The sequence below is a fragment of the Pseudomonas sp. CFBP 8772 genome (assembly GCF_014841665.1).
Classification (GTDB): domain Bacteria; phylum Pseudomonadota; class Gammaproteobacteria; order Pseudomonadales; family Pseudomonadaceae; genus Aquipseudomonas; species Aquipseudomonas graminis_B.
Genome location: NZ_JACYUI010000004.1, coordinates 1 through 15,282, shown reverse-complemented (window position 1 = coordinate 15,282; position 15,282 = coordinate 1). Strand labels below are relative to the sequence as shown.

The 15,282-nt window shown below is 59.6% G+C and carries 13 protein-coding genes; 3 read left to right on the top strand and 10 right to left on the bottom strand.

Going from position 1 to position 15,282, the window contains the following annotated elements; translation table 11 throughout:
* Window positions 1-35: 35 nt before the first annotated feature.
* On the top strand, window positions 36-998 hold the full coding sequence (locus IFT99_RS09970; protein ID WP_192132031.1) for a zinc-binding dehydrogenase: 963 nt from the start codon (window positions 36-38) through the stop codon (window positions 996-998).
* Window positions 999-1,064: 66 nt separating this feature from the next.
* On the opposite strand, the gene IFT99_RS09965 is transcribed toward IFT99_RS09970, so the two are convergent.
* From IFT99_RS09965 to IFT99_RS09935, 7 genes are all read right to left on the bottom strand, one after another.
* A complete protein-coding gene (locus IFT99_RS09965; protein WP_192132029.1) occupies window positions 1,065-2,153 on the bottom strand; it encodes an Ig-like domain-containing protein in 1,089 nt (362 codons plus the stop codon).
* A gap of 249 nt (window positions 2,154-2,402) precedes the next feature.
* Window positions 2,403-3,056 (bottom strand): HAD family hydrolase, encoded by a 654-nt coding sequence (locus tag IFT99_RS09960; RefSeq protein WP_192132027.1) that lies wholly within the window; start codon window positions 3,054-3,056, stop codon window positions 2,403-2,405.
* Window positions 3,057-3,244: 188 nt separating this feature from the next.
* On the bottom strand, window positions 3,245-4,234 hold the full coding sequence (locus IFT99_RS09955) for an ABC transporter ATP-binding protein (RefSeq protein ID WP_192132024.1): 990 nt from the start codon (window positions 4,232-4,234) through the stop codon (window positions 3,245-3,247).
* Window position 4,235: 1 nt separating this feature from the next.
* Entirely contained in the window at window positions 4,236-5,033 is a 798-nt protein-coding gene (locus IFT99_RS09950; RefSeq protein WP_192132022.1) for an ABC transporter permease, read from the bottom strand.
* Window positions 5,020-5,862, bottom strand: coding sequence for an ABC transporter permease (locus IFT99_RS09945; RefSeq protein ID WP_065986853.1), 843 nt, complete (start codon window positions 5,860-5,862; stop codon window positions 5,020-5,022). Before IFT99_RS09945 ends, IFT99_RS09950 begins: the two co-directional genes overlap by 14 nt.
* The gene (locus IFT99_RS09940; RefSeq protein ID WP_192132020.1) at window positions 5,859-6,665 is read right to left on the bottom strand and encodes an alkaline phosphatase family protein; all 807 of its coding nucleotides are present in this window, start codon (window positions 6,663-6,665) and stop codon (window positions 5,859-5,861) included. The genes IFT99_RS09945 and IFT99_RS09940 overlap by 4 nt, the downstream gene beginning before the upstream one ends.
* A gap of 147 nt (window positions 6,666-6,812) precedes the next feature.
* A complete protein-coding gene (locus IFT99_RS09935) occupies window positions 6,813-7,880 on the bottom strand; it encodes an ABC transporter substrate-binding protein (protein WP_065986855.1) in 1,068 nt (355 codons plus the stop codon).
* Between the two features lie 360 nt (window positions 7,881-8,240).
* Between IFT99_RS09935 and IFT99_RS09930 the strand changes: the two genes are divergently transcribed.
* Complete coding sequence (locus IFT99_RS09930) at window positions 8,241-8,960, top strand: UTRA domain-containing protein (RefSeq protein ID WP_065986856.1); 720 nt, start codon at window positions 8,241-8,243, stop codon at window positions 8,958-8,960.
* 285 nt (window positions 8,961-9,245) lie between these two features.
* Complete coding sequence (locus IFT99_RS09925) at window positions 9,246-9,926, top strand: hypothetical protein (protein WP_192132018.1); 681 nt, start codon at window positions 9,246-9,248, stop codon at window positions 9,924-9,926.
* Window positions 9,927-10,054: 128 nt separating this feature from the next.
* Here the strand turns inward: IFT99_RS09925 and IFT99_RS09920 are convergent, their stop codons facing one another.
* From IFT99_RS09920 to IFT99_RS09910, 3 genes are all read right to left on the bottom strand, one after another.
* Window positions 10,055-12,244, bottom strand: coding sequence for a mechanosensitive ion channel family protein (locus IFT99_RS09920; protein WP_342214616.1), 2,190 nt, complete (start codon window positions 12,242-12,244; stop codon window positions 10,055-10,057).
* Between the two features lie 315 nt (window positions 12,245-12,559).
* Window positions 12,560-12,877 (bottom strand): hypothetical protein, encoded by a 318-nt coding sequence (locus IFT99_RS09915; RefSeq protein ID WP_192132017.1) that lies wholly within the window; start codon window positions 12,875-12,877, stop codon window positions 12,560-12,562.
* 268 nt (window positions 12,878-13,145) lie between these two features.
* Window positions 13,146-14,435, bottom strand: coding sequence for a M18 family aminopeptidase (locus IFT99_RS09910; RefSeq protein ID WP_192132015.1), 1,290 nt, complete (start codon window positions 14,433-14,435; stop codon window positions 13,146-13,148).
* Window positions 14,436-15,282: the final 847 nt, after the last annotated feature.

Below are 15,282 nucleotides of genomic sequence, written 5' to 3'. Positions count from 1 at the left end.
ACATGGGCTCAGTCAAGACTCACTATGGAGGCACCGTGAAAGCATTGCAAGGCGTGGAAGGTCGTGTGGAATGGGTTGATGAGCCATCGCCGACGCTGGATGTAGGACAAGTCCGCATCCAGGTGGCAGCCGCCGGACTTAATCGTGCCGATTTGCTGCAACGCTCGGGGCATTACCCGCCACCGCCGGGTGTGACGGAAATCCTCGGCATGGAATGTTCAGGGGTGATTGCCGAGGTTGGCCCGGGCTGCGCCTGGGAAGTCGGCGACCGCGTGTGTGCGCTCGTTGCGGGCGGGGCGATGGCCGAAGAAGTCGTGGTCGACGCGCGGCATGTGCTACCGGTGCCCGAGGGGATTTCGCTGCACGAAGCAGCGGCGATACCCGAGGTGTACGCCACCGCCTGGCTCAACCTGTTTCAGCTGGCCGGTCTCCAGCCCGGCGAAAAAGTGTTGCTGCACGCCGGAGCAAGTGGAGTTGGTTCAGCTGCCATTCAGCTGTGCAAGGCCTTCGGCAACCCGGTCTGGGTCACCGTGGGCTCGGCGGAGCGGCTGGCGTATTGCGAATCCCTCGGCGCCCAGGGCGGTGTGCTGCGCAATGAGAACCTCGACGCGCTGAACGACTTTGCGCCGTTCAACGTCATCCTTGACCCGGTGGGCGCCAACTACGCGGCGCTGAACCTCAAGGTGCTTGGCGTTGACGGTCGTCTGGTGCTGATCGGGCTGATGGGCGGAAGCAAGTCCGAGCTGGACCTCGCTCAGGTGCTGGGCAAGCGCATCCATATCCTCGGCTCGACCCTGCGCAGCCGCGACGACCCGTTCAAGGCCGACCTGCTCAGCGACCTGGGCCAACACGTCATGCCGCTGTTCACCGAAGGCCGCTTGAAGCCACAACTGGCGCGCAGCTTTCCGATCAGTGAAGCGGAAGCGGCCTACGCGGAGCTGGCGACCAATCAGGTGTCGGGCAAAGTCGTGCTGGTGATCAACGAAAGCCTGGTCTGACCGCTGACGATACGGGTCGTCTGTTGCGGTGCCGAAAGATCACCGCAGCAAACGGCCTGTGCGGCTTCAGGGGTTTCTTGGGTAGACAGAAAACGTATCGACAGCTGTGGCCGCCAGGAATACCTGCACCGCTCCATCGGACGTACTCTTGGCCCAGTACTCTTCAAAAAGTCCTGGTTGACGTTCGTTTGACCAGTACCAGCCATTGGGAATGCCTGCCGGCCAGTGGCCCCGATGTTGATCGCCAATCCTGCCCAGTTCCCCCGTATCGGACAGATGCCCGCCTGGCCGTTGATACTCCACGGCTCCTCGGTGGATAAAAGAGCCAATGTATTCCACCGTCCAGACATTACTGACCGTCACGGTGTAGTTTTTTGATTGCCCTGTGTTGTCTCTCACCGTGATCGTGGCGGCCCCGTTGCCGCGAGGGCTGACGAGTCCATCACTGGTCACATTAGCCACGCTGTCGTTGGACGAACTGTAGGTATAAGGCGGCTGGCCACCGGAGGCGGTGCGAGTAATCGTGGATCCGGCCGGAAAGGTCGGCAGCGCAGGGGCTCCCGGATTTCTCCAGATCATGTAGAGCGTGGCTTGCAGCGCAACCGGGGAGACATTGAAGTCCAGAGGAGCAGCGATCGTGAATGTCCGCACTGCCGACTCTTGTTCGTTGCCGTAAAGGGCCCTGGCCTTGATTGCATGGCCCCCAATAGCTTGGTTGGTGAGTGTCCTGGTCCAGACGCCACTGGCATCAGTGCTCGCCGTACCTTTTGACGCAGCGCCATCGAAGATCTCAATGTCTTCATTGGCCGCTGCAGTGCCGGTGATGGTTACGCTGGTATCGAGGGTGGAATCACCTTGCGGAATTTCAACGCCCCTCGAGTCCTTGACACTGGTGATGGTCGGTGCAGCCAATGCAAGGATGGTGAAGCTGTACACCGTCGACTCTTCTCCATGGCCGTTTAGAAGCTGTGCTTTTAAGGCGTGGGCGCCGACCGTGAGGTCGGTGATTGGCAGGGTCCACACTCCACTGGCGTTTGCAGTGGTTTTGCCGATGGAAGTGCTGCCATCGAAGATTTCCACTTCATAGTTGGCCGTTGCAGTTCCGGTTCGCTTCAGGCGGCTATCAGTGGCGGAGCTGGGCGGGGTGCTAGACATTTCGTTGACTCCTGTCAGTGAAGGCAGGCGTCATTAGGCGCCGCGTCATGAGAGTTGGCTACTGTCACAAATGACAGTTCTGATAGAAGAAATGATCAGTACCTAAGGGCTTATGTCGAATTCGGGGGTAGCTGCTGAAAGCAAACTCATTCGCGAAGGATATTTCAGTCGACGAGGCGTGTCGGCTGTCCTTCCGTGTCGCGAATGGATTTGATCCCACAACGTGAATGCCTTGGGCGGGCGAATGGATTACTTCCAGTGGTGAATCGGCCATCCCGCGTTTTCTGCTGCTTCACGCAGCGCCGGGTCCGGGTTCACCGCATGGGGAAAGTCGACCTTCTGCAGCAGCGGCAGGTCATTGCGTGAGTCCGAATAGAAACTCGCCCCCTCAAGGTTCTCGCCTTCCTGATCCAGCCACGCCATCAAGCGGGTGATCTTGCCTTCGCGGTAGGTGAGCACGCCGCTGGTTTTACCTGTGTAGACGCCATGGGCGACGTCCAGATCAATGGCCAGCACTTCATCAACGCCGATGCGCTCGGCAATGGGCTTGACCAGATGCACCCCCGACGCCGAGATGATCAGGATGCGATCCCCGGCGGCGCGGTGTTCGGCGATGGCCTTGGTCGCGTCGCTGAAAATGATCGGCTCGATGTAATCCTCAACCCACGGCCCCACCAGAAAATCCACTTCCTCCGGCGTGCGCCCGACCATCGGGTCCAGGCTGAACGCCATGTAGTCTTCCATGGCCAGTTCGCCCTTTCCGTAGGCTTCCATCAGTTCGTGGTCCTTCTTCATGAACCACTCGGGATCGACCCAGCCCAAACGCCCCATCTGCTCGCTCCACAGGCTTGAACAGTCACCGTGGATCAGGGTTTCGTCCAGATCGAAAATTGCTAAAGCCATTAAAACTGTCCTCTTAAATCATTCACACGCAGATCAACTGTAGGAGCGTGGCTTGTCCCGCGATCTGCCGGGAACCGGCAGCAACCCAGGCCAATGCGGTGTGTCATTCTGACCTTCGTCGCAGGTTTCACGACGGGTTCCCCGCCGATCGCGGGACAAGCCACGCTCCTACAGGGTTGGCGTCTAATTCATGCGACTTCACACAACGCCGACGCTTCAATGTGCAGGGTGACGCGCTGGCCGTTCGGGTGCAAGTCGCTGGCCGAGCGGTTAAGCACGTCGACCACCAGCTCCACGCCCCGAGCTTCGACGCGATAGCGGATCACGTTGCCCAGCAGGCTGTGGCTGCGCACTTCGCCTTCCAGCGAACCGGTCAGGCTCAATTGAATCGCTTCCGGGCGAATCGCCACGCGACTGTTGATCGGGCGCTGCATCAGGCGGCTGGCGGCGTCGGCTTCCAGCAGGTTGTAGTTGCCGATGAAGCCGGCGGCGAACGCATCGACCGGCGAGGTGTACAGGGTTTCGGCGTCGCCGCTCTGCACGATCCGGCCCTGATTCATCAGGAAAATCCGGTCGGACATGGTCAGCGCTTCTTCCTGATCGTGGGTCACGAAAATCGTCGTCAGGCCCAGCTCCTGCTGAATCGCACGGATCTGCTCGCGCAGGTGTTTGCGGATGCGCGCATCGAGGGCCGACAGCGGCTCATCGAGCAGCAGCAGGCGAGGGCGGGTCACCAGCGATCGCGCCAATGCCACACGCTGACACTGCCCACCCGACAGCTGATGCGGGTAGCGCGTGGCGAACTCGTTCAGCTCCACCAGCTTCAGCACCTCGGCCACCCGCTGCTTCATTTCATCGGTACTGACATTCTGCATGCGCAGGCCGAACGCGACGTTCTGCTCCACGTTCATGTTGGGAAACAGCGCATAGCTCTGGAACACCATGCCGATGCCGCGCTTCTGCGGCGACACCGGCACCAGGTCCTTGCCGTCAAGGAAGATGCTGCCGCTGGTCACAGGCGTCAGCCCCGCGATGCAGCGCAGCAAGGTGGACTTGCCGCACCCGGACGGGCCGAGCAGGGTGACGAATTCGCCCTTGCGGATGTCGCAATTGATGTCGCTGAAGACCGCCGTGCTGCCGTAATTCTTCTGCAGGTTTTCGACACTGACGAAGCTCATATCAGTCTTTGTCCTTGTTCAGTCGGTTGGCCGCCCACGTCAGCAGCAGTACGAAAAAGAAGTAGGAAATCACCAGCGCGCTGTTGAAGTGACCGCTGCTGTTGCGCATGTTGTTCAGGTACACCTGCAGGGTCTCGTAGCGGGTGCCGACCAGCAGATTGGCGAACACGAACTCGCCGAACAGGAACGAGAACGACAGCAGCAGGGCAATCATCAGGCCCTTGCGCAGGTTCGGGAGCACCACCAGAAACGCTGCCTGAAATGTGTTGGCGCCGAGCAACTGGGCGGCGTCCATCAGGTCAATCAGGTTGATCGCCTGCAGGTTGTTGGTGATCGCCCGGTACATGAACGGCAGCGCCACGGTGAAATAGCAGCCGATCAGAATCCACGGCGTACCGACCATCGCCAGCGGCCCCGAACCGTAGAGCTGCAACAGACCCACCGACGACACCACCGGCGGCACCGCGAAGGGCAGCAGGATGAGGATGTTCATCAGCGCGTCGAGCTTGGGAAAGTGGTAATGCACGACGAACAGCAGCGGCAGAATCAGCACCACCGAGAGCGCCAGCGCGCCGACGCACACCAGCAGCGACTGGCCGAACGCGCGCAAAAAACGCGGATCGCTCCACAGCGCGACGTACCATTTATAGGTCAGGCCGTCGGGCAAAATCGTCGCCGACCAACTGGTGGCGATCGAATACACAAAGGTGCCCAGCAGCGGCGCGAGCAGGATCAGAAATAGCAGGTACACCACGACGCGGTGGTAGAGCCCCGGCGGGCGGCGTTCAGCGCGAGACATGGTAGCTCCTCTTCAACAGCCACTGATGCACGACGGTCACCAGCGTCATCATCCCCACCAGAATCATCGCCAGAGCGCTGGCCATGTTCGGGTCCAGCGTGATGTCGCCCGCCACCATCGCCGCGATGCGGATCGGCAAGACGTTGAAGTTGCCAGTGGTCAGCGCATACACCGTGGCGTAGGCGCCCAGCGCGTTGGCCAGCAGGATCACGAAGGTGCCGAGCAGCGCTGGGGTCAGCACCGGAATGCCGATGTGCCGCCAGAAATCCCAGCCGCTGGCGCCCAGCAGTGACGCCGACTCGCGCCAGTCTTCGCGCAGCGCGTCGAAAGCGGGGTAGAGCAGCAGCACGCCCAGGGGGATCTGGAAGTAGGTGTAAAGGATGATCAGGCCGGTTTTCGAGTACAGGTTGAAGTCATCGATGATCCCGGCCTGTTTGAGAATCAGCGTCAGCGCGCCGTTGAAACCGAGCAGGATGATGAAGGCAAACGCCAGCGGGACGCCGGAAAAGTTACTGGTCATGTTGGCGAAGGCGCTGACGAAATCCCTCAGCCGCGACGGCACTTTGCGCAGGGAATAACTGCCCAGGATTGCGATGATGATGCCGATCAGGCTCGACCAGAAGCTGATCTCCAGGCTGTACTGCATGGCCTGGCGGTAGAAACGCGAATTGAACGCCTTGATGAAGTTGTCGATGCCCCAGCCGGCGTCTGATTGCAGGCTGTTGATCGCCACCCAGGCCAGCGGCGCGATCTGAAACGCGATGAAAAAAACCGCAAACGGCACAAGGCACAACAGCCCCAGCCATTTGCCGCGACTTAGTGAATTCACTTGAGCACCTCTCTGCACAAGGGTTTGTCGTGGGGTACGCCGAGCAGCGCGCAGACGGTGCCGCAGATCTCGCTCTGTTTCGGTCGCGCCTCGGGGTCGAGGCTGAAGGCGTCACCGAGCACGAACAGCGGGACTTCGCGCTCTGCCGGCAGCACGCCATTGTGGGAGCGGTCGTTGTTCATGCCGTGGTCGGCGGTCACCAGCACTTGATAGCCCGCATCCAGCCACCGCTGCAGGTACTCGGCGAGAATGATGTCGGCGGTACGCGCGCTGTTGCGGTACTGCGGGGTGTCGAGGCCGTGCTTGTGGCCGGCGTCATCGATGTTCATCGGGTGGACGAACAAGAAGTGCGGCGCGTGCGCTGTTCGAAGATGCTCGGCGTCGTCGAACAGGTGGGAATCGGGGTAGTGATCGACGTAGTAGAAGTGCCCGTGCTGAATCGGTAATTCGGCATCGTCGGTGTGGCGGTCGCGTGCGGCAATGAACGGACTGCGGTTGTACAGCTCGCTGACCCAGTGGTACGCGGCAGCGGCAGTGGTCAGCCCGGCGTCGGTGGCGTAGTGAAACACGCTGCGCTGGCTGGAAAGCCGGGAAACCTGGTTGTGCACGATGCCACTGTCGATGGGCGCCACGCCGGTCAGGATGCATTCATACAGCGGGCGGGACAGCGACGGCAGTTCGCATTCGAGTTTGTACAACGCCGCGCGGCCTGCGTTTCGGTAGGCCAGCAAATGCCCCATCGCATGTTGCGCCACGCTGTAACTCAGGCCGTCCAGCAGGATGAGGATGACGTTGTGTTTCATGGCATCTCCGGAGGGTGGATCGCCAAACATCACTGTAGGAGTGAGCTTGCTCGCGATCGCGGTATGCCTGCGACAGACAGGTCGAGTGACACACCGACATCGCGAGCAAGCTCACTCCTACAAGGGGGCTGCGTTAGCCGTTGAGGATTACTGCATCTCGACGATGACTTGCTCGTTCCACTGCTGTGGCAGGGCTTTCGAGGATTTTTCCCAGGCCGCAGCGTCTTTGATCGGCGTCACGTTCTTGTACTGCTCGTTAGGCAGCAGCTTGGCCTGGACCTCTGGCGGCAATGTCAGGTGCTCGGCGCGGATCGGGCGTGCGTTGCCTTTGGCCAGGTTGATCTGCCCGGCGTCGCTGAAGATGTATTCACGGGCCAGCTTGGCGGCGTTCGGGTGCTTGGCGTACTTGTTGATGATCGTGGTGTAGCCCGAGATCACCGAGCCGTCGGACGGGATCAGTACCACGTAGTCGTCAGGATTGGTCATCTTGGCCTTGTAACTCAGGCCGTTGAAGTCCCAGACCACGCCCACTTCCACTTCGCCCTTTTCCATCGACTGGATCGTTGGGTTGTTGATGCCCAAGCGCTTTTGTTTGGCCAGTTCGGTGAACAGTTGCAGGCCCGGCGCGAGGTTGGTCTCATCGCCTTTCATGGAAATCGCAGCGGCCAGTACGCCGTTGGCAGCCTGGGCCGCAGTGCTGACATCACCGATGGTGACCTTGTACTTGCCGTTTTTCAGATCAGCCCATTTGGTCGGTACGTCGGAGCCGTGCAACAGTTTTTTGTTGACGATGAACGCGATGGTGCCGGTGTAGGCCAGCGCCCAGTGGCCTTCCTTATCCTTGGCCCAGTCAGGCACTTGCGCCCAGGTGCTCGGCTTGTAGGGCTGAGTGACGCCCTTGGCGACAGCGATCGGGCCGAAGGCGGCACCCACGTCGCCGATGTCGGCGCTGGCGTTGTCTTTTTCCGCATCGAACTTGGCCACTTCCTGAGCCGAACTCATGTCGGTGTCCATGTGCACCAGACCGTATTTAGCGGTCAGGTCGGTCCAGGTGCCTTTCCAGTTCGCCCAGTCATCGGGCATGCCCACGCTGTTGACCGCGCCTTCGGCCTTGGCCGCGGCTTCGAGGGTTTTGAGGTCGGTGTCGGCGGCCATGGCCGACGTGCTCAGCGCGATGGCCGAACCCAGGAGTGATGCCAGCAAAAGGTGTTTCATTCGAAGCTCCTTTGTGCACTTCTCGACGGACTCATAGAAGTGTTCGTTGCGGATGATTGGTCTAGGTCAGCAATACCTGAGCCAAGTTAGGCCAGTAACATGACGCTTTCGTGTCTGGACCGACTCTTGCTGGAGCAAGCCACAACCCGGGCAATCGCTGTGAAATGAGCGTAGACCATGCTCAAGCGCCTGATCTGAAAGGCCCTGACGATTTCCTGAAGTCCGGCGTTGCCGCCGCTCCCGGCTGGAATGTCACGCAACGGTCATCTACGCTGCCTAGGCTCTGGAGCACCGAAACGGGCCAGTCAGCGAGCGACCTTGCCCTTAAATAGCGCTGGTCTAGTCCAGATAGGTAACGCAATGCGCGAAGAAATGCCCCGAGCGGTGACGACCATCTGCAATGCGCTGCAAGAGCAGATCGAGCACGGTCTGCTGCCGCCGGGCAGCAAGTTGCCGGCCGAGCGCAAGCTGAGCGAGGTCTTCGATACCACCCGCATTACCTTGCGCGAGGCATTGGTGCAGCTTGAGGCGCGGGGCTTGATCTACCGCGAGGAGCGGCGCGGCTGGTTCATTTCACCGCCGCGACTGGCCTATGACCTGATGCGCCGCAGCCACTTTCACGCGATGGTTCAGGCTCAGGGGCGGGTGCCCGCGACCCAGGTGATATCCGCGCGGCTGCAACCGGCCTCGGCGGTCATCTGCGGGTTACTGCAGCTGCCGGCGCTGTCCAGCGTGATCCAGATCTGCCGCGCCCGTCGCATTGATGAACGGCTGGTGCTCTATGTCGAGCACTACCTCAACCCCGATTACTTCCCGCAGATCCTTGATCTGGACCTGAACCAGTCGCTGACCGAGCTCTACGCCAGCCATTACGACATTCGCTATGGCCAAGTGCGTTTCGAAATGGTGCCCACCGCGCTGCCCATGGAAGCGGCGGGAGCGCTGAAAGTCTCCATCGGCAGCCCGGGCCTGCGCATCGCCCGGGTCAATCACGACCAGCGCGGCCGGCTGATCGATTGCGATCTGGAATATTGGCGCCACGACGCGATTCACGTGAGCGCAGTGGTGGCGGATATTTGAATTCCTTTGGTGAAGTTGTGTTGTGAGCTTCGTACTCCACATCAGGCGCTCTGCTTGGCCCTTAATTTATGCTTATAAGATCAATTTGAAATTAACATTATTTCGAATTTGAATAGCTTTATTCTTTATGTTTATGATTTTTAAAGTGAATCATGTCGCATGATCGGATCTCTGGCTGCGTTTGCTCATTCGCGGGTTCTTGAGCTGCCGTTGCCAAATGCATGTATTGCGTCACACTGATAGCGTTATCCATCATTCAGCTAACGCCATGGAAAGGAATTCATTATGGAGCGGCAGGTCCAGTTAAAAGAAGCCAACGGGGCTGACAGCAACGCCGATGCCCAGGTGGAGTTGTTTGATAACGGTGTTTCGCTGGGATTTGTCCCAGTGAGCGGCCGCGTGTGGGAAAAGAATGTTTCAGGGCTGGAGGAGGGGGCTCACAGCTTTATTGCAAAGACAGCAGACGGTACGACTGTTTCCGACCCGTGGGCCTTACAGGTTGAGCGTGCGCTGGTGGGCGTTGAGAATTTCGATTCGCTTCCAGATACCATGATCTCAGTTGGTCAAAGCATCGAAACGCCGATGATGACGATTACGTTTTTAGAAGGTGTGGGTAATGTAGGCATCTTGCCTGCGGGCACCAATTATCCCGGAAAGATAGAAAGGCAGACGCTGAACTTCCATGCAAAATTTACTGGCGGAAATCCAAAGCCACCGGGTCAGACCGTCAGTGTGAAGTTGAGAGGGAGTTGCTCTAAAGTGAGTTTTTGGTGCCGCGCTACGAACGAGAGGGATCACCAGGTATCTTTTTATAATCATGAGGGTTCGCCATTGGGGATAGTGGTATTACCCCCCGAGAGCCCCTATGTGACTGAAAGTACATTCTCTGCCGTGGGTATTAGAGAGATGGTATTTAAAACGGCTCGCGGAGATTGGTTTTTAGTCGATACGTTTACGTTTGAGTAGCTGCCCCGGCATGTGGGAGTTCTGAATCGTGTTTTGGGTCATCAGCGAGATAGCCCCGAGGCCGATTTCCGACAGAGGCTCCACCAAGCGTCACTCTCAGCGATGGTCGACAGGCTGACACTGACACATCAGCCTGCCGGGTCACCCTTCTTCCCACGCACCTCACTTACGCTGCCACCATTGGTGTTGACCTGCACGCTCAATCTAGGGGTCGCGAGATCCATCCCCGCTTCATCCAGATAACGCTTGAGCGAGAGATTGAACGCCCGCGACACTTCCCACTGCTTGATCGGCGCGGTCTTGAAGCGCGCGCGCAGAATGGCGTTGCCCGCGTCGAAACTCTCCACCCCCTGAATCTCCAGCGGCGACCAGATGTTGCGTCGTTGCAGTGGGTCGGTGCGCATCTTCTGGCCGACGTCGCGGATCATCTTCAGGGCGTCATCGATGTTCATGCTCGACGGGATGGCGATGCGGAAGATCGCGTAACCGAACTCCCGCGAGTAGTTCTGAATGCTCTTGATCTCACTGAACGGGATGGTGTGGACGATGCCGTCGATGTCGCGCAGGCGCACCGTGCGAATGGTCAGGCCTTCCACGGTCCCCAGGTGGCCGCCGACGTCCACGTAATCGTCGATGGCCAGGGAGTCTTCGATGATGATGAACAGCCCGGTGATCAAATCCGCCACCAGCGACTGGGCGCCGAAACCGATGGCCAGACCGATCACACCGGCACCGGCCAGCAGCGGTGTCACGTTCATGCCCATGTTCGCCAGCGCGACGATCAACGCGATGATGAAGATGGTCACGAACAGCACGTTGCGGATCAGCGGCATCATGGTCTGCGCGCGGGTATTGGCCAGGCCCTTGCGCGAGCGGGTGAGGGCGTGATGAATCGCCGTGTCCGCAAGAATCCAGATCAGCCAGGCAAACATCAGCGTGGCCGCCAGGCCGATCAGCCGCAGACTGATGTCGCGGCCGTCGCCTTCGGCGAAGCCAATCAACGACAAACCCCAGACTCGCAGGCCCAGTTCGATGAACACCAGCCAGATCAGCATGTGCGCAACGGTATAAAAGAAGTTCTTCAGGCGGTCCGAATACAGGGCGTGACGCTTGTGAGCGTGGCTTGGCTTGAGTGAATGACGCCGCACCAGGCCGTTGATGACCATGCACATCACCAGCAGCACTGTACAGATCAGGGCCTGACGTAATGCAGTGCTGGTGTCGCCCGCAGAGAAAAACGTGGCGAACAGGGAGACGCCCACCAGTACCAGCGCCGGCAGGTACCAGAACGTACCGAGGACCTCGATGCTGTCGCTCAGGGCGCGGCGTTTGAGGCGGCGCTCCAGGGCCTGGTTGCGGATCAGGTGTGCGATCGGGCGCCGGAAACGAATGATGAACAGGCCGGTGGACAGCGCGGCCATGACATTGGCCAGGGTTGCGGCGGTGTGCGCCAGGTGCACGCCAAGGCTGGCGACCAGGCGCGGATCGCTCAACGCCTCGCCGAACGCGGCAAAGCTGCCGATCCACCACAGCGGCCGAAACGCCTGATGCCGCAGGATGTACAGCGCCCGATGCCGGTGCGGCCCGTCCAGCAGTGAAAACGCGATAACACACACCGCCGAGAACAGCGTGCCAACGACCAACGCGTAAGCGAGCACCATCGCCAGATCGCGGCCGAGCGACGGCGGCAGCGAATAACTCAGGTAGATCGTGATGACCAGCGCCACCAGCCAAGGGCCCAGCTTGCGTAGCGCGAAGCGCAGCATGTCCGACAGGCGCGGGTGCTGCGGAAGCTCGGCGGAAAGGCCGAAGCGCAAGCGCACCTTGTGGCCCAGCCAGATCAACGCCGCCGCCAGCAGGCCCCAGATCGCCAGCACCACGGCAAAGCCCCAGATGATCGGCCACCACTGGTTGGCCGGCAGCATCAGCGCCATCAGCTCGTCTTCAGCCATCCCCGCCTCATCCGCCCAGCGGCTGAGCGGGCTGTCGGTGCCGGTGAACTGTTTTTCCAGCTCGGCAAGCGAGCTGCCGATGAGGCCCAGTACGCCTTGCTCCACGGTTGGCTGCGCTTTTTTGGTGGCGTCCCTTAGCTTTTTCAGGTCTTGCAGCAACTTGCTGCGCTGCTGATCGTTTTCCAGCGACGTGATGACCTCGTCCAGGGACTGCCCCAGCGGTTCCTGGGCCTGAGGCTGCGTCTTGTCGCCGCCACTGAGCAGACTTGGCAGGCCAGCGGCGTGGGTCAACGCAAACGGGAACAGCGCCAGCAGGCAGAGCAAAAACAGGCGGGGCAGAACGGAAAGGCGGGTGGGAGCGATCACCTGGAAACAGACCTCGAATAGACAGGCGCTTGGGATGGCGTGGTTTGGGAGCCATGCCGGGTCAAGCAGAGGCGGATGAGTTTACGAGGGGATGGGGGGTGTGGCGAGGGGGAATTGTGAAGTCCGGGACAGCGCGATGTGCAGGCCGTTTCCATGACCTGTGAAGGAAATGGATCGGCCTGCGCTCAACGCCACTGATTCAATTATCCCCTTTAGAAGGGGGCTGAATTATTTACGGTGCATCACCGTCATTAATCTATTCTCTGAAAAAGGCGGGAGAAAGAGTAAATAAATCAAACTCCTTTAAAGATATTATTAATTTGGCTCTGGTGGTTTTGGATAACCTACTTCATAGCTGTCCGACACAGTTCCGCTTGCCGCATCGCCTGCAGCAAACACATGTAAGCCATGTTGAAGGTTATCAAGTGTGACCTTCCACGCGCCGTATTGATCTGATTGCGTAGCAGATAATATAGCTGTTTGATCTTTGATTTCGATCGTGACGTTTTTTTCCGCACTACCATACAAATCTACATTGGCGCCGCAGGATCCACCTCTTTCAATGTCTTCGCCGACAGAGCGGATGATCACTATAATGGGTTTGTTTGTCGAACCACTGTTTTGATTAGCCATGATGCTTTTCCTTTTGCATTGATGGTGAACGCATTTCAACTCTAGGTTAGCGATATGCATGGCGTCCAGATACATGGCTGTCACGTTTAGATTAAGTCGCGATAGCATGTATTTCCATTTGATATGGGTGTCGGGTGTGCGCTGTTTAATTTGGGTTGCCGGGCGTGCACAAAAAACGCGAGATCAAATCCAGGCCTCCGTGGCCTTTAGCTTCCCGCGTTTGAAGCTTTTGCGCATTGCGGCTTGCGCCGCAACGTGATTCGGGAGATTACGGCAACTCGGCACTCGCATAGAACGCCGACAACACCTTCACCAGATGCGCCAGGTCCTGGCTGCCGGCCAGTTCGCGGATCGAGTGCATGGCGAAGGTCGGCAGACCGATGTCGACGGTGCGAACGCCGAGGTGGCCGGCAGTGATCGGGCCGATGGTCGAGCCGCAGGCCATGTCGCTGCGCACGACGAAGCTTTGCACTGGGACTTCTTCGGCCATGCACAGGTGACGGAAGAAACCGGCGGTTTCGCTGTTGGTGGCGTAGCGCTGGTTGCTGTTGACCTTGATCACCGGGCCGGCGTTGAGTTTCGGGCCATGGTTGGCGTCGTGCTTTTCGGAATAGTTGGGGTGCACGCCGTGGGCATTGTCGGCGGAGATCAGCAGGGATTTCTGAATGGTGCGGACGTAGTCGTCACCTTCCGGCAGCAGACGTTGCAGCACTTGCTCGAGCATCGGGCCATCGGCGCCACAGGCGGACGTCGAGCCGACTTCTTCGTGGTCGGTGCAGATCAGCACGCAGGTCTCGTCACCATCAGCATTGAGCAACGCTTGCAGCCCGGCGAAGCAGGACAGCAGATTGTCGAGCCGGGCGCCGGCGATGAAGTCGCCGTTGAGGCCGATGACGGCGGCGCTTTGGGTGTCGTAGAAGCTGAGTTCGTAGTCGAGAACGACGTCGGCATTCAGGCCGTGCTCGCGGGCCAGTTGATCGGTCAGCAGGGCGCGGAAGTCAGGGCGTTCGTCACCGGCGACTTGGGCCAGGATCGGCGGCAGTTCGGTCTGCGGGTTGATCGCCCAGCCTTCGTTGGCGGTGCGATTGAGGTGGATCGCGAGGTTGGGGATGATCGCGATGGGCAGCTTGAAGTCGATCAGCTGGCTTTCGACTTTGCCGTCGCGGCGGAAGGTGACGCGGCCGGCGAGGGAGAGGTCGCGGTCAAACCATGGCGCAAGCAAGGCGCCGCCGTAGACTTCGACGCCCAGTTGCCAGAAGCCCTGACGTTGCAGTTCGGGTTGCGGTTTGACGCGCAGGCACGGGCTGTCGGTGTGGGCGCCGACGAGGCGAATGCCGCCGGTGAGGGGCGACAGGCGGCCGAGTTTGAAGGCGACGATGGAGGAGTCGTTGCGGGTGACGTAGTAGCGGCCGCCCGCTTCGGTGTACCAAGGCTCGCGTTCGTCGAGCCGCTGGTAGCCGGCGCCTTCGAGGCGTTGGACCAGGCTGGCGGTGGCATGGAAGGGGGTGGGGGAGGCCTTCAGGAAATCGATAAGGCCCTGATTCAACTCTTCGCGCATAGGTTACTCCAGGCAGCAATGGTCGGGAGTTTACAGGCCAAAAGGTGTTTTGATCGAGATCAAGATCAAGATCAAGATCCTTAAGATCAAAAGCGTCTGCCTGGGGGCAGACTGTTTCGCCTTCGGCGAGTTACTTGGAAAAGCACCCCAAGTAACCAAGGGTGCTTGCTCTCGGTTTGGCCCGACTTCGTCGGGTTCCTTCACTCCGGTCTCGCTCCGTGGGCCCGCGCCGAACGGACATCCATGTCCTGACGGCGCTCTCGCCGCATCCATGCGGCTCGGCCTACTCCGCGAAACCTGCGTTCAGCCTGCACCCAAGTCGCGATTGATGTCGTCTGAAACTCTTGTGTTTGAGATCAAGATCAAGATCAAAAGCTTCCCGGCTGAAGCCGGTCCTACGGGGGTACGCAGTGTGCTTTTTGTAGGACCGGCTTTAGCCGGGAAGAGGCCGGTGTGGGCGCTGACTATTTTGCTGGCCTGGCTCTCTCCCCGTGGGAGCGAGCTTGCTCGCAAATGCTGTTGCCGTTGCTGTTGCTGTTGCCGCTCTTGATCTTCCTACACAAAAGTCCAGACACCGCAAAACGCGACTTTGGTGCAGGCCGAGCGCAGGCGGTGCGGAGTGGGTCGAGCCGCATGGATGCGGCGAGAGCGCCGTCAGGACATGGATGTCCGTTCGGCGCGGGCCCACGGAGCATCGTCGGAGTGAGGGAATCCCGACGGAGGAGGGACCCAGCCGAGAGCAGGCACTTTTGGTTACTTTTAGTGCTTTCGGTGTGTGTCAACGTAGTTGTCGCTTTAGATCTTAAGCAGCTTGTCTGTTTACAGGATCACGCTCTCGATTCAGGTA